The organism is Chamaesiphon sp., assembly GCF_041738855.1.
Lineage (GTDB): Bacteria > Cyanobacteriota > Cyanobacteriia > Cyanobacteriales > Chamaesiphonaceae > Chamaesiphon.
Window position 1 is genome coordinate 1 of the sequence record NZ_JBGSPA010000176.1, and the last position, 20,281, is coordinate 20,281.

Here is a 20,281-nt window from a genome sequence, read left to right on the forward strand (position 1 = left end):
TGTTGGGATGCGTTGGAGTGAGTCAGGTTTCAATCATTTACTGATCCTTCGCGTTGCTTGGGTCAATCAACGTTTTGACTCTCTTTTTCCTCACGTCGCTCTACCAGTACAACCGCACTCCCCCATCCCTTAGCTACGCCCGATCGAGTCTGCTTTGACAATTACCGATGACTTTTTCAGGTGTTTTTTGCGTCACCTTTGAGAATACCTCTAAAATCACGATCGCATCATCATCAATTCGATAAATAACTCGCCAGTGCTTATTATTTTTGAGATCGTTTACTCTCAACTCATGACATCGATCTCCAATACTAGCCATCGGTTTTGACATTGGCATCGAGGGTAGTTCTCCTACTTGTAATTGTTCGAGCAGAAAGCCTACTTCAATGCGTACCGATTGAAAAAATGGCGGAGTTTTGGTTTCATCAGCTAACCAGATTAGCTCTTTGCGCTCGTTGTGAGAATTCATTTACAGCAGTTCTTAATACGATCTATTGACTCGAAGGTCGTATTAGACATAATAATCTCGATCGAGATCCGCATCATCATCCCGACTATGGCACAATCGTAGATAGTGGCAAATCGATCGGTAAGCATCCATGACAGCGAATCTCCCCCCCCAGTACGACGCAAAAACCACAGAAGCCAAATGGCAGCAGATTTGGGAAACTAACCAAACCTACAAAGTCGATCCGGCTAGAGGTGGAAAACCATTCTGTATCGTCATTCCGCCGCCAAATGTGACGGGGAGTTTGCACTTGGGACACGCATTTGAAAGCTCGCTCATCGATGCGCTGGTGCGGTACCATCGGATGCGGGGAGACAATACCCTATTTTTGCCAGGAACGGATCATGCGAGTATTGCAGTTCAGACAATCCTCGAAAAGCAGCTCAAAGCCGAGGGGAAGACGCGGTATGATGTCGGGCGCGAAAAGTTCTTAGAACGTGCGTGGGAATGGAAGGCTGAATCGGGGGGTACCATCGTCAATCAGCTCAAACGGATGGGTGTATCGGCAGATTGGACGCGGGAACGCTTTACGCTGGATGAGGGACTGTCAAAGGCGGTATTAGAAGCATTTGTCCGGCTGCATCGGGATGGGTTAATCTATCGGGGACAGTATTTAGTCAATTGGTGTCCAGCTTCACAGTCGGCGGTGTCGGATTTGGAAGTAGAGAATAAGGAAACCAATGGCAGTTTATGGTATTTCCGCTATCCTCTGAGTGATGGTTCGGGATTTATTGAAGTTGCGACTACACGCCCCGAAACGATGCTAGGGGATACGGGAGTAGCGGTAAATCCCCAAGATGAGCGATATAAACACCTGATTGGTAAAACTTTAACACTACCGATCGTCGGTCGCGAAATTCCGATTATTGGTGATGAATTTGTTGAGGCTGATTTTGGAACTGGCTGTGTAAAAGTTACCCCCGCACACGATCCTAATGATTTTGCGATGGGTAAACGTCACAATTTGCCCTTAATCAATATCATGAATAAGGATGGCACTCTCAATGAGAATGCTGGAGAATTTAACGGTCAAGAACGATTTGCAGCTCGGCGAAATGTAGTTGCTAAATTAGAAGAACTGGGTAATTTAGTCAAGATCGAAGCATACAAGCATGCTGTACCCTATAGCGATCGCGGCAAAGTACCTGTAGAACCGTTATTATCGACTCAATGGTTCGTCAAAATTCGTCCGATGGCGGATAACTGTCTAGCTAGTTTAGATAACCAGAATTCCCCTGAATTTGTCCCTCAACGCTGGACAAAAGTATATCGAGATTGGTTAGTCAAATTGCAAGATTGGTGCATCTCGCGCCAATTGTGGTGGGGACATCAAATTCCGGCTTGGTATGCTGTGAGCGAATCTGATGGAGAAATAACTGATACGACTCCTTTCTTTGTTGCTAAAAGTGAAGATGAAGCACGAGTTCAAGCGATCGAACAATTCGGTGTAGATGTAAAATTAGTTCAAGATCCTGACGTGTTAGACACTTGGTTCTCGTCTGGATTATGGCCATTTTCTACGCTCGGTTGGCCGGAAAATACGGCTGAGTTAGAGACTTATTATCCCACATCTACGCTAGTTACCGGATTTGATATCATCTTCTTCTGGGTGGCACGAATGACGATGATGGCGGGATATATAACTGGAAAAATGCCGTTTGAGAATGTCTATATCCACGGATTAGTTCTGGATGAAAATGGCAAGAAGATGTCCAAATCATTGAATAATGGAATCGATCCATTACTACTAATTGATAAATATGGTACCGACGCACTTCGCTACACTCTAGTTAGAGAAGTAGTCGGCGCGGGACAAGATATTCGCATCCAATATAACCGCAAAACAGACGAATCCGAATCCGTCGAAGCCAGCCGTAATTTTACTAATAAAATCTGGAATGCGGCACGATTTGTGATGATGAATTTTGAGACATCAGAATTCAAACTTGATATTGCAACTCTTAATCCACCAGCCGCCGAGTCATTAGAAGTAGCCGATAAATGGATTTTATCGCGCTTCCATCAAACCGTTCAACAAACAGGCGATAATATCGATCGATATGGCTTGGGTGAAGCAGCCAAAGGATTGTATGAATTCTTCTGGGGCGATTTTTGTGACTGGTATATCGAGCTAGTCAAATCTCGGCTCCTCGAAGGTGCAGATCCAGATAGTAAATTAGTAGTTCAACAAACCTTAGCCTTTGTCTTGGATGGAATACTAAAATTATTGCATCCTTTTATGCCACATATTACCGCCGAGATTTGGCAAACCCTTACCCAAAGCGACGAGGATAATGACATCTCGATTCAACCATATCCTATTAGCGATTCTAGTTTAGTTAATCCCGAACTCGATCGAGAATTTGACCTTCTCATCGGCGTAACCCGTACCATCCGCAACTTACGTGCAGAAGCCGATCTCAAACGAGCGATTAAAGTCTCAATTATCCTCCAAAGCGATAGCGAATCCGAACGTGAAATTTTGGAGCGTGGGAAAACTTATCTCTGCGATTTAGCACAAATCGAACAACTTACCATCGTCGATAAATTAGCCGAAGAACCAACTAATATTGCGAGTGTCTTTGCTACCGTCCAAATCATCCTACCTCTAACAGGGGTAATCGATCTCGAAGCCTTCAAAGCCAAAATTCAGAAGAAAATCGATAAAATTGATAAAGAAATTGAATCGATTCATAGTCGATTAAATAACACCAAATTTATCGAACGCGCCACACCAGAAGTAGTCCAACAAACCAAAGATAGTTTAGTCGAAGCCGAAAAACAAAAAGAGATCCTCCAAGCAAGACTCCAACAATTCTAAAAATCTCTCTGCGTTCTCTGCTCCCTCCGCGCTCTCTGCGCCACTACCAAGGCAAACGACTACCATCCCAGGAAAAGAATTCCCCACTATCACTAATCCCTAATCCATCCATCACCGCTAACAATTGTCCCACAGTGCGATCGACTGAAAATAGTTTATCGGGTGGGACATTGCGTTGAAAGGGGAGAGATAATCTCGTGTCTGTCGTACCAGGATGCAGCGCAACTAAAATCGCCTGGGGACAAGTTCGTTTATACTCGATCGCAGTATTCTTAATAAACATATTCAATGCTGCTTTCGATGCACGATAACCATACCAACCGCCAACTTGATTGTCGCCAATACTACCAACTTTCGCCGAAATAGTCGCGAGGATCGATCGATCTCCATGCTTTAGCAATGGCTGAACTTGCTTGAATAATAATATCGCTCCGATACTATTAACTTGGAAATAACGCAACAGTTGTTCGCTATTAATATGTCTTAAACTCTTCTCTGGCTGCATCTCACCCTCATGCAAAACACCGACAGAGTTAATAACGTAATGAAGAGTAGATGTCTCAGTTTGAATCTTTTGAATTACCGCCGCGATTTGTGATTCATCAGTGATATCCATCTGAAAACAACACAATCGTGAATCTGTTATCTCCAATAACTCCGTCGCCGATTCTACTCGCCGATAGGTAGCATAAACACGCCCAATACCATCATCGGCGAGTAACCGTCGCACGAATCCCAACCCAATTCCCTGTCCCCCACCAACAACTAGTGCGGTTTTTAAAAAACTATGATCCTTATCGCTCATTATTTCTCCTCAATTTCTTAGTTATTTCCTTCGGTGCGTTACCCCTACAGAGGTAACACACCCTACGATATTCTTACAACAAATAGGACTGCTATTAAAAACCCCCCTCATCATTCACTCGCTCGAATCTTGCCTAGCAACTCATAAAAAGGCTGCCAATTATTCTCTTGAGCAATTGGTTCCCAGATTGCTTCGATCTGTGGACGTAATAGGATAGTTTGAGGATTCGATCTAGTCATGATACTCTCGATCGAGTTTAGCTCCGACTCAGGGATATTATTCAAGGCTTGGTGATAAAGTTGTAACCACTGCTGATAGCCAGAATTCGCTACTACCTCCGGCATTAATTCAGTCTCATTCAAGATCGAATTTAGATCCTTTATCCATCGGAGCTTCAACGCTTGACTCACTTCAAAGAAAAACTGATGATATCCTACCTGAGTATCTGCTAGTAATTGGAGTGTTGCAACCAATAAATCATCCCGTACTGAGGTAGTTTCTCCCTCGAACCCTAGCTTTTGCAACATCAGTTTTTTGTAGTGAGAAAAATAATAACCCTCAAATTTAGCCAGTGCTGTAGTCATCTCTGCGGGGTCTATGACTGCGCTCAAAGGCTGCTGAAGCAGTTCTAAGTTTAGTTTACATATTCCTGGTTGATTGCCATAACTATAGCGTCCATAGTGGTCGAAATAGGCAGCGGTGAAATCAGGATCGTAAGTTGGCAAAAAGGCAAACGGGCCATAGTCAAAACTCTCTCCAGTAATTGACATATTATCGGTATTTAGTACCGCATGACAAAAACCTGCCGCCATCCATTGAGCGACTAACTCGGCGACTCGTTGGACTAATTCAGTATAAAATTGAATGTAGCGATCGGCACCCTCAATACTAAGATGACTGTAATAATATGCAATTACATGGTCTAATAATTTCTGAATCAGATCGTTACGTTTGAGATAATTTAGTCGCTCGAACGTACCAAAACGAATGTGAGAACGACTAAATCGTACCATTACAGCCGAACGCGTCGGCGAAGGCTCATCCCCTCTCCACAAATCCAAACCCGTCTCAACCATACTAAAACAGCGAGAAGTCCTCACACCCATCTGATACAGAGCTTCAGCAGCTAAAACCTCTCGGACACCACCCTTGAGCGTCAACATCCCATCGCCACCACGAGAATAGGGAGTTCTCCCCGAACCCTTGGTGCCAAAATCATAGAGTTCGCCATCGACACCCCGCACCTGTCCGTACAGGAATCCCCGCCCATCACCCAAACTAGGATTGTATTCACCAAATTGATAACCGTGGTAGCGTAGAGCTAGAAGCGGATGCGGTGGGCTGGCAAATTTACCGAAGGCTTCAGTAAAATGTTCGTCACTTACTGCTACGGGATCTAGTCCCAGTTGAATGAGCAGATCGTCATTCCGAAAGCGTAAAATCTGTTGGGGAAATTCTGCTGCAACTACGTCATCATAGTAGTCAGCACCCAGAGATTCTAGAGCAGCTTCATAGTTGAGCGCGAGGATTGGATTCATGAATTAGTTGTGGATGGTGGATGGTGAATGGTGAATGGTGAAAAGTAATCAGCAGAGAATCAAGTAAACAGAGATTAGATAGTTACAATAGGATTGAAATATATACTAATATTTTTAGTTTTCATTTATCCACCATCCACTGTCTTGAAAAGGTGCTCTACTTGGGGAAACCCCAAGACCGCACTTTTCGCCATCCACCATCCACCATCCACCCATCCCTATGCAATTACCCAACAGCTTTGATGTCATCGTCGTGGGAGCTGGAGCGGCTGGATTGTATGCTGCTTTGTGCTTGCCAGCCGATCTGAGAGTGGCGATCGTCAGTAAGGCTAGTTTACCCCTATCGGCGAGTGATTGGGCGCAGGGGGGGATTGCGGCGGTAGTAGATCCGCAAGATTCGGTAGACTTGCATATCGCTGATACTCTACGGGCGGGTGCGGGATTGTGCGATCGAGCTGCGGTAGAATTTTTAGTTACCCACGCAGCGGCGTGTATCGATTCATTGGTGGATTTGGGGGTAGGATTCGATCGTGTCGATGAGCAATTGGCATTGACGCTCGAAGCAGCGCATTCGCGTCCGCGCGTCTTGCACGCGGCGGATACTACCGGACGTGCGTTAGTGAGTACTTTAGCCGATCGCGTGTTGGCAAAGCCAAATATTACGGTACTTACCCAAGCCTTCGCCCTGGATTTGTGGCTGGAAGCGGGAACCTGTCGGGGGATTAGCCTCCTCTATCAGGGACAAATGAGCTGGGTAACTGCTACTGCTGTGGTGTTGGCTACAGGTGGTGGGGGACAAGTTTATGCTCAGACTACCAATCCCGAAGTCAGTACAGGTGACGGAGTGGCGATGGTGCATCGCGCTGGTGGTGTGTTGCGCGATCTAGAATTTTTTCAGTTTCATCCGACTGCGCTTACCAAAGCTGGCGCACCCAGATTTTTGATCAGTGAAGCCGTCCGTGGCGAAGGTGCTCATCTAGTCGATGAGACTGGTTATCGGTTCGTGTTTGACTATCATCCTGCTGGCGAACTCGCCCCCAGGGATGTCGTCAGTCAGGCAATTTTTAGCCATTTGCTCAAACATAGTCCCGACCCCGCTCAAGGGTGTGTCTGGCTCGATTTGAGTCCGATTCCTGAAGCCAAAATCCGCCATCGATTCCCCAATATCATCCAAGTCTGTCAGCATTGGGGGATCGATATCTTGCATGAGTTGATTCCAGTGGCTCCAGCAGCGCATTATTGGATGGGTGGCGTGCAAACAGATCTGATGACGCGCACTAGTATCCCAGGGGTCTATGCAGTGGGAGAAACTACCAGCACGGGCGTACATGGAGCCAATCGCTTGGCGAGTAATTCGTTGCTGGAATGTGTCGTGTTTGGTGCTCAGTTGAGTAAGATCTCGCTTGAATTAGCGATAATCCCATCATCGATCGATCTTTCTGAAACTGTATCTGTACACCTGGATCTTCAGCTCGATCGAATAGCCAAGCATACCGAAGATTGGGTGCAGCAAGTGCGGTCGATTCGCCAAGAGTTACCACGATTGATGTGGCAAGCTGCGGGTATTTGTCGCGATCGCCATAGTTTAGTCACGGCGATCGATCGATTTAAAATTATACAATTAGAATTTAATGCTTTACATATTAGCCAATTTATTGCTCAATTTTCGCCGCCACTAACGATTGTTTTACCTACGGGTATAACTCAACAAGATATCTATGATTGGGGTGAAACTCGCAACTTATTGGATATCGGCTTAGCGATCCTAACTGGCGCACTGATGCGAACTGAGAGTCGCGGTGGACACTATCGTACGGATTTTCCAGCGATCGATCCTGCTTGGCAAGTTCACACACTCGTCCAGGGTGATTGCTGGTCTACATCAGCTCAGATAGTTAATTAGTTACTATTTTTATCGCTCTATTAAATAGATTTGGTGACAAGATTGAGCTAGATTTATTTGTAACTAGCGCGCTATTATAGAAAGGTGATAGCGAATCGCTATCAACTATCAACTATCAACTCTTTAATAATATGTCTGAAAACATTGAAGCACTCATCAACTCCGAAAATAAAGGCGATCGCATCACCGCATTGAATCTAGTGCGCGATCTCGAACCAGCGATCGCCTTTGGTTATATCAAACAATTGGTAACAGACAAGAATACTAGAGTTAGATATGCAGCCGTGAGCCAATTGGCAACATTGGGATCTCAAGATCTGAGTGAAAGTTATCATATTTTACGCGATCGCTTGGTCAACGATCCCGAGCCAGACGTGCAAGCCGCCGCCGCCGATGCGATCGGCGCACTCAAGCTCACAGATGCCTTTGACGATCTGCAACACCTGTATGAGACTACACCTGAATGGTTGGTGCAGTTTAGTATCGTCGCTGCTTTGGGTGAGTTGAGCGATCCGCGCGGGTTACAACTATTGCAAACTGCTTTGACCAATGAAACTAGTCTAGTGCAAACTGCCGCCATTGGCTCGATCGGTGAATTGGGCGACCCCAATGGGGTGGAAAGTATCATCCCCTTTGTGACACATCCAGATTGGCAAATTCGCTATCAATTGGCGCGATCTTTACGGACGTTGGGTGGTGCGTTGGCGGCTGAAAGTTTGGCGATTTTGGCGACAGATGATGTGGAGCAGGTTGCTCACGAGGCACAAGGCAAATAGTTCCACTCAGAAAGGATAACTCGCAGCGTGAAAAGAGATAAAACTTGACTTCTAGCAAGGATTTGGGACTCAAAACCCGACTTAAACTAATTTGGTTCTTAAAAATGGTTGTAGTAAAAGATAACTTTCAAAAACTTACCCCCGAAGAGTATTTCGCATGGGAGGAGCAACAATTAGAACGTCATGAATACATGGATGGCGAAGTCTACGCGATGAGTGGCGGCACTATTAATCATGGTGATATTGCCGGAAACTTTCTTTCTTTACTTAAAAGCCACATGCGAGGACGTGGCTGTAAAACACTAAATTCTGATTGTAGAGTTAGTATTGTCGGCTCTACTAAATATGTCTATCCAGACATTAGCGTCACCTGTGACGATCGAGATAAGACTACTACCCAATATGTTGCTTATCCCTGCCTGATTATTGAAGTTTTATCCCCTAGTACTGAAGCATACGACAGGGGCAATAAGTTTAAAATGTATCGACGAAACCCGAGCTTGCAGGAATATGTATTAGTTAGTGTTGATGTAATGGAGGTTGAGCTATTTCGCAGGGGTGATGGAGATAATTGGCAAATTATTAATTATCAAGTAGGAGATCCGATCGAGTTGAAAAGTATTAATCTATCAATCCCGATCGAGCAGATTTATGAAGATATTACATTCGAGTGAGCTACTATCGCAATTCTAAATCAGATCCTCTAGTCTGAACCTTGGTGCTCATGCGGCTGTCGCCTAACACACCCTATATCAACGTAGCTGCTCATTGAGGATCGCCAGGGATGTATTTACAATTGGGTTTCTTGTTGCTGATAGAGACAGTAGTACCGCCCTTTGAGTGCCATCAGTTCTTCATGGGTACCGAGTTCGGCGACCAAACCGCGATCCATCATCAATATCACGTCTGCATTGCGAATCGTGGTGAGTCGGTGAGTGATGAAAAATACCGTTTTGCCTTGGAAAGCGGCGGCGATATTGACACATACCTGACGCTCGGAATCATAATCGAGAGCACTTGTCGCCTCATCTAGAATCAGCAAGCGGGGATTTTGGAGGATCGTCCGGGCGATCGCGACACGTTGACGTTGCCCACCGGATAAGCCAGCTCCGCGTTCGCCGACGGGGGAATTATACCCATTGGGCAATTCCATGATGAAATTGTGGGCGTTGGCAATCTTGGCGGCGTGAATAATTTGGTCGGTAGTCGCATCGGGATAATTGAGCGCGATATTTTCCTGGACGCTACCTTCAAATAACAAGGTATCCTGCGGCACGATGCCGATTTGTTGGCGTAATGAATACAGCTCGACCTTGGAAATATCATAATCATCAACCAAGATTCGTCCTGATTCGAGCGGATAGAGACGCGGTAACAATTTCATCAGCGTACTCTTGCCGGAGCCACTTTGACCGACGATGCCGATAAATTTACCAGCCGAAAATTCTAAGTTGACGCTATCGAGATTGAGTGCGCCTGTGGGTGCAAACCGGAAGGAGACATTATCAAATTTGACATTGCCTTGAATCGTCGGCATCGGGATATTACCCCGATCGATCTCGTCTGCTTCCATCGGTGTATCGAGGATGTCCGCGATCCGTTCGAGCGAGAGTGCCGTCTCTTGGAAATTCTGCCATAGTTGCGTCAGCCGCAGCAGGGGGCTGGTGACGTAGCCGGAAATGATCCGGAAAGCGATCAGTTGTCCCAGGGTCAGTTTGCCGTCGAGGACGAGATACGCGCCCACCCAGAGGACAAGGAGACTGGAGATTTGATTGAGAAATGTGGTGGCTGAATTGGCGGTGGTAAAGGTGATCACGGTTTGGAATCCAGCCATGACATACTGGGTGTAGCGTTCTTGCCACTTCCAGCGCGATCGCAATTCGACGTTTTGGGCTTTGACAGTTTGGATGCCCGAAATGACTTCGACGAGATGTGATTGCGATCGGGCGTTGCGTTCGGCTTTAGTCCGCAATTGCTTGCGGGCGATCGGGGAAATCGCCGTCGTAATTAAAATACATAGCGGTAGTGTTGCCAGGGCGACTAGTGTCAACAGCCAGCTATAGATCAACATCACCACGATATAAATAACCGAAAATACCGAATCCAACACGACAGTGAGGGCAGTTCCCGTCAGAAATTGGCGGATATTTTCGAGTTCGTTGACGCGGGTAGATAGTTCGCCCACCGAGCGTTTTTCAAAGTACCGGAGGGGTAGTCGGAGTAAGCGATCGATAATTTGGGAACCCAAAGCCAAATCGATCCGGTTGGTGGTATCGACAAATAAATAAGTTCTCAGACTCGTTAATAATGCTTCACCGATCGCCACACCAATTAGCAGCACCCCAAATACATTCAACGCCGTCGCACTGTTTTGCATCAGCACTTTATCGATGATCGTCTGGGTGATCAGCGGATTGGCGAGTCCAAATAATTGAATAAAGAACGACGCAATCAAGACCTCGATCAAGACACCCTTGTACTGGACGAGTGAGGGCCAGAACCAACTAATCCCAAATTTTTGCTCTGGTGTGTAGCGAGTAGCTTGGATGAGGAGGATCGGGATCGGTTGAGCGGGATTGGGTTCGCCCGTGGGTGATTCTTGGTTGAGTGCTAGTTCTGCGGGCGTGCGCTGGATCAGTCCACTATCGGGTAATGCGATCGTCACCGAGTTATTGGCAACCGCACAGATCACCGCCAGTTGATTTTGCCACTTAATCAAGGCTGGCACCTGAATCCGCTGCATATCGATCGCTGGAATGGCGGCGAGTTGCCCTTGTAAGCCCAGAAAGTCTGCCACCGCCCCACAAAATTGGAGGGAGATCCCACCGGATTGCTCGACGTGATGGGCGATCACTTTGCGGACAGAATCGCGCCGGAACGGGATTTTGTACTGGTTGGCCAGCATCTCAAAGCAGGCAACACTGCCGTCGATCTGCCCTTTGCCACGGACGATCGCATATTTTTGGCGCGACTGAGTGGGTGTGTCGAGGGTGAGCGGGAGATCGGGCGCGTAGGGGATATCGTTGGGCTTGATGACAGCGAGATCTGAGGAGTTGGGGACAGTTGTCGCATCATCGATATCGATCGTCAGATCGCGATCGACAGGTGGCGAATAGTGGAGAATATCTGGTGCCAGCCCAATCAGACGCAGCTGTTGCTTAGATTGGAAGGAACCGACATCGAGCCTGTCACCGATCGCATAAGTCCGCCCCGAGCGATCGGTGTTGGGATCTGAGGGCTGACTACCGACAAACCAATCCCAGTGCAGGAGCGCAGTCGGAATCTCCTGGGGGGACGTGTAGACAACTGCCGAGTCAAAGGCTTTGAGAGCGAGATCTTTAAGTGAATCGACTCCTAGCGATTGCAGCAATTGAGCTTGATTGGGGTGCTGTTCGAGTTCTAACCGTAGCAATTCAAAGATTTCGATTGGGTTGGGGCGATCGTAAAAATACGCTCTTAATATCGGATCTGTGCCGATCACTTCCATGAATGATGTGGCTGGAAAAGTCAGGCAAATCGCTTCGGTGGAGGCGATCGCCGCCTCGCACGGTACCCCCCGAATCATCCCGATCGCGCCAATCGTCCTACCTGCTACCAATCGCTCGATCGTCACTGGTGACGTATGTTCGCTCGGGTATCCTAGCAGGCGGACGGTGCCCTCTACAACTACATTGATCTGGGCTGAGAGCCTGTCGCGGATGGCGATCGGTTGTCCGACATGGTAGCGATAGTACTGAGCAATTTTGGCAAGTTTTGCCTGAGCACCAGCAGATAATTGACAGAACGGCTCGACTTGAGCTAGGAAAACCGCTGGCGTTTCTGGTGTATAAGTCATAAAGTTTTGTCTAAAATTTTGTTATTATTCGCGGAGTAGCTGTACTGGTGATGAGATTTTTTTGATGTTGATGCTACTCGTTTGTTCCAGATGAAGCCAGAGCATCGATACTCACACGAACTGCTGAATCAGTGGTGCGGTAAAATAAATATTTATTTGTAAAATTTGACTTAAACCTCGCTCTTGACAAATACTTACTGAACTAATAGCGATCGTCAGGCTGCAAACTTGCTCGATTTACCTTAACAATCTTCCATTGATAACTATCGACTACAATTCATTTAACTTGGTCTGAAGCCACTGCTCATACATCTCATCAATTAGTCGCGATCGCATCAATTTATCCAGTTGAGCGGGGAGGTATTTTTCCAATCGTACAATGACAAACCAGTCCGCAATTGCCACTGGGGGCGATAATTGCCCAGGTTGGAGCGAGAGTAATTTCTGAGCTAATAGTGGATGTGGTACAGACAGCTCGTGCGGGCCAACCACACCACCGATTTCAGCTTCTTGTCCGCCAGAGTACTGCTTGACTAGTTCGGTAAAGGTCGCTTCTTTGTCTTGAATCCGAAAGAATAGCTCCTGCGCCAAGTGTGGATCTTTGACTCGTAGTAGTGAATAGACAGCGCGATCGAGTTGACTTTTGCGCTGTAGAAAGTAGGAATCAACTTTACTCCCAAAAGTCGAGAGTTTGAAGCGATCGAGTTTGATTGCTTTTAGCACCGAGTGCTCAAATTGCTCTAAGGTACATTTATTTTTCTCCAGCCATGCAGCCCGATCTTCATCGGAAGTAATCTGATACTTTTGGTAAAAAGCTTTGTATGCGCTGAAAGTTTCTTCTTGGCTACAGATGACGGTCGCTAGCTCTGCATCAAGAATCAGTTCTCGTTGCAATTGGGGTAACATCCAATGTTTTTGCAATAGTGCAATCACTTCTTCGCCAGACATGGCATTTTGACATAACCGTTTTAGCGGTGTGTCTAAGTCGCTAGTCTGTTGATATTCTGACGGATTTGGAAGGGGAACGGTTGAAGTCACAATGCCGGAATCTAGCAAGTTTGCAGTTGTCTTCATGATGATACTTTATTTCAAGGCTAATTCAGTAGCACCTTGCACAGATTATCTCAGCAATTGACCCCTGACAGGTTATTGAGATATTAACGTCTGGTTAAACTCACAATTTGCTAATTTGACACGCACTCAGACTCCGGTTCCCCTTTTTTAAGGTGTAAAGACAATTTATTTGAGTTGCTGCGTAGTCTTGTTACCCTTGCCAAGGGTTTAGCGCGATCGAGACAAGGCTGCAAGTCGGCTAGACTTGCAGCCTTGTCTCGATCGCTTTAAGCAGTTTTGATATTGATATTGATAACTACGTCGTTGAAATCGCGATCGCCACTACCGTAGAGATCCTCGACCCCAAAGGTATTGTTACCCAATAAGCGGAAATGATCGAGCTTGTCAGGATTGGCACCGAGATAGTTGAAGTAAGCATGAACCACGTTGCCATCACCGCCATTAGTGGGATTTTTGCTAGCAAAGTCGGCGAGTGTACCTTGAGCGATAAGTACAGGTGCGTAAACTTTGCCACCAATGAGATCTTGGTTGAGCTTACTATCGGTTTTGCCTACTTGTAAGAGCGCGCTTTTAATTGCTTCGGCGGCGTAGTTGGCATCACCAGGTTTGATAATAGTACCAGCAGCAGTTTTGATGGTACCCAAGATCGCATCTTCTACCGCATAGAAAGCGATGTTATTGTTATAACCTGCTTCACTGGTGGTGGTGACATCAGCTTTGAGGGTTTTGCCTGCGTATTCGGTGAGATCGAGAATACGCCCCTGGAGCAATCCTTGGGATTTGGCACCGATGGGGACATTCGGTGTCGCACCAGCGAGTCTAGATACATTTAATATCAATTCGTCGTTGTTAACTGATATGTTGTAGCCATCATTTGTGTTGTTAGTTGTGAATTTAAATGGACTATTGCCACTCATGTCGGGCAGGGCAAATAAGATATTAGTTGGCGTTTTACCACTAGCAATCTGTTGCTGAAGATCGGCGATCGATCCATCCTGCACCTTGAAAAATTGGTAGGTTTTATTGGGATCTAAGCCAATTTCGCGTTTGTTAGTGTTAAAGAAACTGCCGTGAAGAGTTGAGAAGATCGGCTTGGCTGAGTCGATCGCGAGTTTCAGGTAACCTGCTGCCCCAGGGGTAATGCTGCCGATCTTGCCAGTGATGTCATCAACAGCAAAAAAGCCAATTTCATTGACTTTATTACCCGCTTTCTGACTGACAGCATTGACACCCAACCCTTTAATCGTGGCGTCGGCGATAAATAGGTTTTTGTTGAGACTGATACCAGCGATCGGAGTTAGATTGGGATTGGGATTGGGATTGGCAGTAGGATTTAAGACTTCCGCGATCGAATTTGCCTGAATCCCTTTGAGCAAGGCTAAATCGACAGTTCCAGCTTTGAGTAGTGTATCGCTACCTTGGACGATCGCCGTTAGTTTGGTCAGATCGTCGTCGATACCTGGAATACCAGCTATTTTGAGCGTATCCGTACCAGCTTTAAAATCAGTGATGATATTTGCTGTGGTAGGTAAAGTCGCCACAGCGAGGATGAAAGTATCTTTACCATTGTCGCCAGTGAGCGTATTGCCGCCATCACCTGCAAATAGTGTGTCATTTCCATCGCCACCACTTAGCAGATCTTCAGAGCCAGCAAATAGCGTGTCATCCCCAATCCCACCATCCAATCTGTTGCCACCCTTACCATCTGTGGCGTCGAGGATATCATTGCCACCTTCACCAAATAGTCGATCGTTTTGGTAAGCATATAGCTCATCCGCACCCTCTCCGCCGAAGAGCTGATTGTTGCCGCCGCCAGTACTCGCATCAATAATATTGGCGCGGTTGTCTCCGGTGATTTTGGTATAGGAGTCGTTAGCACCCAGATTTAGATTAGCTGGATCTGTCGCTGAGATGGACTTGTTGACAATTGCACCAGTTATAGGTAAATTTTTGGACAGTTCGAGAATCCCTAGCTTTGAGGGTACTTTGCTACCTGCAACGACGTTGAAGTCGTTGTCATTAATCAAGGCGAGAGTATTGGGAGCGACTAATGCTAATCCTTCAAGTTTTTCGACTCCGGTGTAGCCCAATTGAGCCGCATTGGCGATGAGGCTCTTGCTGACAGTAGCGATCTTGGCGGTGGTAAGTTCTGCGGGTGTGAGTTGTTCGATCGTTTTACCTGTGGGTAAGGTAAAGTTAGCAGGGTTGCTGATATTCGTCGCCCCAGCGAGATCGATTTGGTAGATGAGTTTGTTGGAAGCAGTTGTGGCTAAATCGTCGCGTTCGACAACGGCAAATTTGCCGCCACCGAGGGAGACAGCATCACCGATTTTGTCGGTTTTGGCAGTACCAGCACCAGTAATATCATCGAGTAAGTAGAGATACTCACCTGTGACTGCTTTGGTGACAGTATCAAATTCCAAAATGCGGACAGTGCGGGAAGCTCTAGAAGCCGTATCGCCAGCGTTGTCAGGATTATCGATCGGACTTTGGATGAAGGCATACAGCTTGGTACCTTCGATCGCGACTGCTTCAAAGCCGCGATTGCTGCGGCGTTGGGCATATACTTCTGGGAGTACTTCAGTGCCGAAAGTGCCCGCAGCTAGATCGACTGCTGGTGCAGTAGCGGTACCTTTGGGGATAAACCGATTGAGTAGTTTACCATTGACATCAAAGTGGTAAATCGCGGGGCGGTATTCATCTACCAACCAATAATCGCCATTGGGGGCGACGACGATCCCTTCGACATCGGCACCTAGTGAGTCGTTCGCCAACACTTTGCCATCGAGATCGACGCCAATTTCATCAGTGTAGGCGAGTCCATTAGCCGCAGCTTGCAGGTTGGGCAGTCCGGTGAGGGCTGTCGTACCATCAGCCCTAAATAAGCCAGTTCGCTTGGTAATGCCGATCTCACCGGAAGTCCGGTTGAGTTCAAAGCTGACTATTTCTGGCTGGAAGCTAGGCAGATAAAAGGGACGATTGGCACCTGTGGGTTCGCCATTGGGACCGCGATCGGTATGAGTGACAAATTTGAGGTTACCATTGGCAGCGATACCCTGGAAATACAATCCCGAGAAACCACCGAGCAAAATATCTTGCCCTTTGGAAGTAGTACCGAGCTTGGGTAAGTTGGTAAAATCATAACTAGTCACATTGCTGCCCACATTATTGGGTGCATTAATACCAACTGCGACTGTGTTGCTATTGAGGCTACCTGGGGCGGTATTTTTGAGCAGTACTAGTTGTTGAGTGCCAAAACTGACTGTGGCATCATTGCCGGATTTGGCAACCGTGAGATCGCTAAAATTGGTGACACCTGCTAAATTAATCCTAACTGTGTCATTGAGTCGATCGAAATCAGTAATTGTATTGGGAGTAGTAGGCACATCGACATTGGCAACCAAAAATATATCCTTGCCCGTGCCGCCTGTAATTGTATTGCCACCCTGTCCGCCATAAATAGTGTCATCTCCCGCATCGCCGGAAACTAGATCGTTGCGATCGGCAAAAATCAGATCGTTACCGTCTCCACCAGATAGAATATTGTTGCCATTGCCATCAGATGAGAGCTTGTCGTTGCCTGCATCTCCGAACAGTTGGTCATTGAGATAAGCATACAACTCATCATCACCCGCGCCGCCACGGAGACTGTTATTTCCCGCTCCGGGCAAAGCATCTAAGTAGTCATTTCCGGCTAAACCAAGCAAGGTGTCATTGCTTTTTTCTTTGTCGATGAACAATACATCATTGTTAGCAGTACCATTAATTGTCGCCATTGAAATCTCCCTTCAGTAATTTGGATAGAATGTGGATGGTATTTGCTTTAATACTTTTTTAGGTAGCTATAATTGATACTCTTGGTATTATGAGTTTGCGTAACTGCGATATCAATCACCATAAAATGATGTGTCGAGCGTCAGCTACTGGATTTATGTAACCAACTATGTGTGAATACGATACCGCGCTTGACGAGCGATATTGCCAGGTGCATCTTATCACTGTGTTACTATTTCAGCGTTAAGCTTGAATTGTATTGACATTAAGGTCTGATTAAGAAAGAGTACATGAAATGCAAATGATTTACATTTTAAAACAACTAACTTAATGTGAGTTTTTTGGATCGATACCGATCGATCGACTGAAACTAGAGCGCGTTGCAGAAACGATCTGTCGATCGATAACCACAACCAAAATAACAAGAGCTAAAAAAAGTAGGCAAAATATCCTCAGATGTTTTGCCTACAATCTTAAAGACCTAAATGCTAATCTTGTGATTAAGCAAATACAAATTGACCAGCATTGCTAGTGCTCAAGCTAGTTGCTTGAATACCAACTAAAGTCGCCAAGGTTTGACCGCCAAAGTTAATCGCAGTGTCAGCACCAACTTGAGCCAATGTCAAGCTAGTTGCACTGATACCCAAGCTACTTGCCGCGACGATGCCGATAACGTCGGTACCGATTTGGAAGTCGATCACTTTGTTACCAGCACCAGGAAGCTCGGCATTGGCGATCCAGAATTGGTCGGCACCAGCACCACCAGAGATGGTATTACCGCCGCCATTGCTAGCGAAGAATTTGTCAGCACCATCACCACCGAGTGCATAGTCATTTTTACCAAGATAGAAGGTGTCATTACCAGCACCACCAGACATCCGGTTACCACCTTTGCTATCGAGAGCTTCAAACATATCATCACCCGCACTACCGAAAGCGCGATCGTTCCGGCTGACATAGATGGTATCCGCACCTGTACCACCATCAACGCGGTTGTTACGTGCGTTGGTGTTGAAAGCTAGATCGATAACATCATTGTTACCACCAGTGAAGATCGTGTCATACACACCATCAATACTGCTGCTAGCAGATGCAATCAAGATATCAGCACCAGTAGTTCCGGCTACCAATTCCTTCTGAACGGTGTCAATTGCTGAAGCGATCAGCGTTTCACCGATATCAACTTGGTCGATCAGACCAGCGATTCCTTGAACTTGTGTGCCATAAGCTTCGTAGCCAGTGCCGATCGAAGCTGTCAGCAATGAAGACTCAGGCCCTTGGTAGTAGACAGGTACGGGACGGTTGGAGTGGTTCCCCCAGTTGTACTTATCAGTTGCGCTAGTACCCCAGAAGTTACCAGATCCGGCGATCGTGTCATTGTTGGTTAGTTCGCTGATACCATTAGCCGCATTGTTACGAACTAGAGTTGGGAAATCACCATTGAGAGTCAGATAGTGATCGTGGTCAGCAGTAACGATGAGTTGGTTTTCTTCCCAACCACCATTTTTATTAATCCAGTCGATCACCGAGCCAACCGATTTGTCGAAGTCTAGAGTTGCACCGATCAGGTTGTCGATGTTGTTATCATGAGCAGCCCAGTCAATATCACCACCTTCGATAGTCACCCAAAAACCGTCGGGATCTTTGCCCAAGATGTTTAGTGCAGCTTTGGTCAGATCGTCGAGAGTGGGGTTTTCATTGCGCTCGGTGGCGATGAATTGAGCGTCAGTTTCACCTGCTTTTAGCGGACGCAGGAGATCTGGATTCAATCCTTTAGTGGTGTTAACACTGAACATGTCCAAACCAGTGGTGCTGTAGTCACCATTGGCAGAACTGACAGGTAAGTTACCATTTTGACCGCGTGCGCCATATAAACCGAAGAGGCGATCGCCTTTATTCGGATCGAGCTTGGCTGCTGTCTCAGCGAGTACCTTAGCGGCATCCTTACCACGCTCTAGGAACGTATAGTCGTAGAGGTTGTCGTTGGGTTTGGTGCTGAATTCTTTATAAGTAGATTCCCGGATGTAAGTATTATCTCGCAATGGCTCGACTCCGACAGGGAGTGGATTACCAGGAGTAGATAAGGGGTGACCGCCACCGAGGATTACCGTTGGTTGATAAATGCGGAGTTCCTGTTGCAGAATGTTATCCAATGCTGGATAGTCTTCGTCATATTTGTTACGACGGTTGACATTGGCTGCTGCTGCGGCTGGAGTCGCGTGATCGATCGGTACGGATGTAACTAGACCAGTCGATTTACCTTGAGCAGCGGCTTTCGCTAAAGCACCTTCGATGTTGTCCTCGAAGATATCAACACCGATCGCATTGTTGTAGCTCTTGATCCCAGTGTAGAGAGTGGTAGCGGTATTTGCTGAGTCGGGATAGCTGAGTTTGATGTATTCTCGATCGGTACCAGGTGTCCAAGGATTGATACCACCGCGAATTGGATCGTAACCAACTAAGTTACCGACAACACCACTGGCAACTGTTGCGCCACCACTAGCAGTAGTACCAGGGTTGAAAGCTGGGTTGAAAACAAAGCCAGCAGTAGGTGGGTTTACACCTGTAGCGGCAGTTGCAGGGCCAGTTACGGCTGCGTTACCTGTGCTGTAGACACCGTTAGCACCAGCAATGGTAGTACCATAGGTGGTCGCCAAGGTATAGCCTGTCAGCGTCTGCATGTTCAGACCAGTACCTTTGCCAGCGGTGTAGAAATCGCTGAGGCTAGCACCAGTTTTACCTTCTTGAATCTGCTTGTAGACGGCTGCGGCGCGGGTCATTTCCCAGCCCATACCGTCGCCAATCATGATGATCGTATTCTTAGCCATGCAATTTAACTTTCCTGTGTGTTTTTACTACGAACTACTGACGAAATAAATTCTTTAAACTCAATCGCTCGATCAGTTTGACATGACTTTTCAATAAGTCCACGTATATTTAATTACACTGCTTCACTAACTCGATCGAGATACCTTAATCCCGATCGGTAATATCGCAAGTTTATCTATTATCAAAAAGCTAATCGACCCGACCGAGAAAATTCCCACAAGGTATACATCTGAGGCTTTTGAATATTTTAAGCAAATCTATTTACTACCAAAAAACAGAATATTTCAAGCAAAGTGCTCTTAATTTTAGTAAAATATCATTTTTTGAATTTGGTGTTTTACAATCGATCGTATGGTAATGATAATGATTCTCTTTCCGATTCAAGTTACTGTAAATAAACAATCAAAGAGCGGATGTT

Annotated in this window: 11 protein-coding genes; 4 read left to right on the forward strand and 7 right to left on the reverse strand. The window is 46.4% G+C overall.

The features are described from left to right. Nucleotides 1–133: 133 nt before the first annotated feature. Nucleotides 134–469 (reverse strand): type II toxin-antitoxin system RelE/ParE family toxin, encoded by a 336-nt coding sequence (locus ACEW9I_RS18560; RefSeq protein WP_373541815.1) that lies wholly within the window; start codon nt 467–469, stop codon nt 134–136. A gap of 130 nt (nt 470–599) precedes the next feature. On the opposite strand from ACEW9I_RS18560, the gene ACEW9I_RS18565 reads away from it, so the two are divergent. Then, a complete protein-coding gene (locus tag ACEW9I_RS18565) occupies nt 600–3,329 on the forward strand; it encodes a valine--tRNA ligase (RefSeq protein ID WP_373541816.1) in 2,730 nt (909 codons plus the stop codon). A gap of 43 nt (nt 3,330–3,372) precedes the next feature. On the opposite strand, the gene ACEW9I_RS18570 is transcribed toward ACEW9I_RS18565, so the two are convergent. Both ACEW9I_RS18570 and ACEW9I_RS18575 read right to left on the reverse strand, forming a co-directional pair. Beyond that, a complete protein-coding gene (locus tag ACEW9I_RS18570; protein WP_373541817.1) occupies nt 3,373–4,134 on the reverse strand; it encodes an SDR family NAD(P)-dependent oxidoreductase in 762 nt (253 codons plus the stop codon). Nucleotides 4,135–4,244: 110 nt separating this feature from the next. Continuing rightward, nucleotides 4,245–5,672 (reverse strand): YdiU family protein, encoded by a 1,428-nt coding sequence (locus tag ACEW9I_RS18575; protein ID WP_373541818.1) that lies wholly within the window; start codon nt 5,670–5,672, stop codon nt 4,245–4,247. A 220-nt stretch (nt 5,673–5,892) separates the two neighbouring features. Between ACEW9I_RS18575 and nadB the strand changes: the two genes are divergently transcribed. The 3 genes from nadB (at nt 5,893) to ACEW9I_RS18590 (ending at nt 9,025) form a co-directional block, all read left to right on the forward strand. After that, nucleotides 5,893–7,575 carry an L-aspartate oxidase gene (gene nadB, locus ACEW9I_RS18580; protein WP_373541819.1) on the forward strand — a complete coding sequence of 561 codons (1,683 nt, stop codon included), beginning with the start codon at nt 5,893–5,895 and terminating at the stop codon, nt 7,573–7,575. A 131-nt stretch (nt 7,576–7,706) separates the two neighbouring features. Next, nucleotides 7,707–8,351: a phycobilisome degradation protein NblB gene (gene nblB / locus ACEW9I_RS18585; protein ID WP_373541820.1), complete on the forward strand. Its 645-nt coding sequence runs from the start codon at nt 7,707–7,709 to the stop codon at nt 8,349–8,351. A gap of 104 nt (nt 8,352–8,455) precedes the next feature. Continuing rightward, complete coding sequence (locus ACEW9I_RS18590; protein ID WP_373541830.1) at nt 8,456–9,025, forward strand: Uma2 family endonuclease; 570 nt, start codon at nt 8,456–8,458, stop codon at nt 9,023–9,025. Between the two features lie 116 nt (nt 9,026–9,141). Here ACEW9I_RS18590 and ACEW9I_RS18595 read toward each other — a convergent pair whose 3' ends face one another. From ACEW9I_RS18595 to ACEW9I_RS18610, 4 genes are all read right to left on the reverse strand, one after another. After that, nucleotides 9,142–12,186 (reverse strand): ABC transporter transmembrane domain-containing protein, encoded by a 3,045-nt coding sequence (locus ACEW9I_RS18595; RefSeq protein WP_373541821.1) that lies wholly within the window; start codon nt 12,184–12,186, stop codon nt 9,142–9,144. A gap of 270 nt (nt 12,187–12,456) precedes the next feature. Further along, nucleotides 12,457–13,260, reverse strand: coding sequence for a peptidylprolyl isomerase (locus tag ACEW9I_RS18600; protein ID WP_373541822.1), 804 nt, complete (start codon nt 13,258–13,260; stop codon nt 12,457–12,459). A 266-nt stretch (nt 13,261–13,526) separates the two neighbouring features. Then, on the reverse strand, nt 13,527–17,036 hold the full coding sequence (locus tag ACEW9I_RS18605; protein ID WP_373541823.1) for an esterase-like activity of phytase family protein: 3,510 nt from the start codon (nt 17,034–17,036) through the stop codon (nt 13,527–13,529). A 498-nt stretch (nt 17,037–17,534) separates the two neighbouring features. After that, a complete protein-coding gene (locus ACEW9I_RS18610) occupies nt 17,535–19,862 on the reverse strand; it encodes an alkaline phosphatase (RefSeq protein WP_373541824.1) in 2,328 nt (775 codons plus the stop codon). Nucleotides 19,863–20,281: the final 419 nt, after the last annotated feature.

Excerpts from the sequence above, each read along its gene's own strand:
- ACEW9I_RS18560 (WP_373541815.1), bottom strand. The coding sequence starts at position 469 with ATGAATTCTCACAACGAGCGCAAAGAGCTAATCTGGTTAGCTGATGAA.
- ACEW9I_RS18565 (WP_373541816.1), top strand. The coding sequence starts at position 600 with ATGACAGCGAATCTCCCCCCCCAGTACGACGCAAAAACCACAGAAGCC.
- ACEW9I_RS18570 (WP_373541817.1), bottom strand. The coding sequence starts at position 4,134 with ATGAGCGATAAGGATCATAGTTTTTTAAAAACCGCACTAGTTGTTGGT.
- ACEW9I_RS18575 (WP_373541818.1), bottom strand. The coding sequence starts at position 5,672 with ATGAATCCAATCCTCGCGCTCAACTATGAAGCTGCTCTAGAATCTCTG.
- nadB (WP_373541819.1), top strand. The coding sequence starts at position 5,893 with ATGCAATTACCCAACAGCTTTGATGTCATCGTCGTGGGAGCTGGAGCG.
- nblB (WP_373541820.1), top strand. The coding sequence starts at position 7,707 with ATGTCTGAAAACATTGAAGCACTCATCAACTCCGAAAATAAAGGCGAT.
- ACEW9I_RS18590 (WP_373541830.1), top strand. The coding sequence starts at position 8,456 with ATGGTTGTAGTAAAAGATAACTTTCAAAAACTTACCCCCGAAGAGTAT.
- ACEW9I_RS18595 (WP_373541821.1), bottom strand. The coding sequence starts at position 12,186 with ATGACTTATACACCAGAAACGCCAGCGGTTTTCCTAGCTCAAGTCGAG.
- ACEW9I_RS18600 (WP_373541822.1), bottom strand. The coding sequence starts at position 13,260 with ATGAAGACAACTGCAAACTTGCTAGATTCCGGCATTGTGACTTCAACC.
- ACEW9I_RS18605 (WP_373541823.1), bottom strand. The coding sequence starts at position 17,036 with ATGGCGACAATTAATGGTACTGCTAACAATGATGTATTGTTCATCGAC.
- ACEW9I_RS18610 (WP_373541824.1), bottom strand. The coding sequence starts at position 19,862 with ATGGCTAAGAATACGATCATCATGATTGGCGACGGTATGGGCTGGGAA.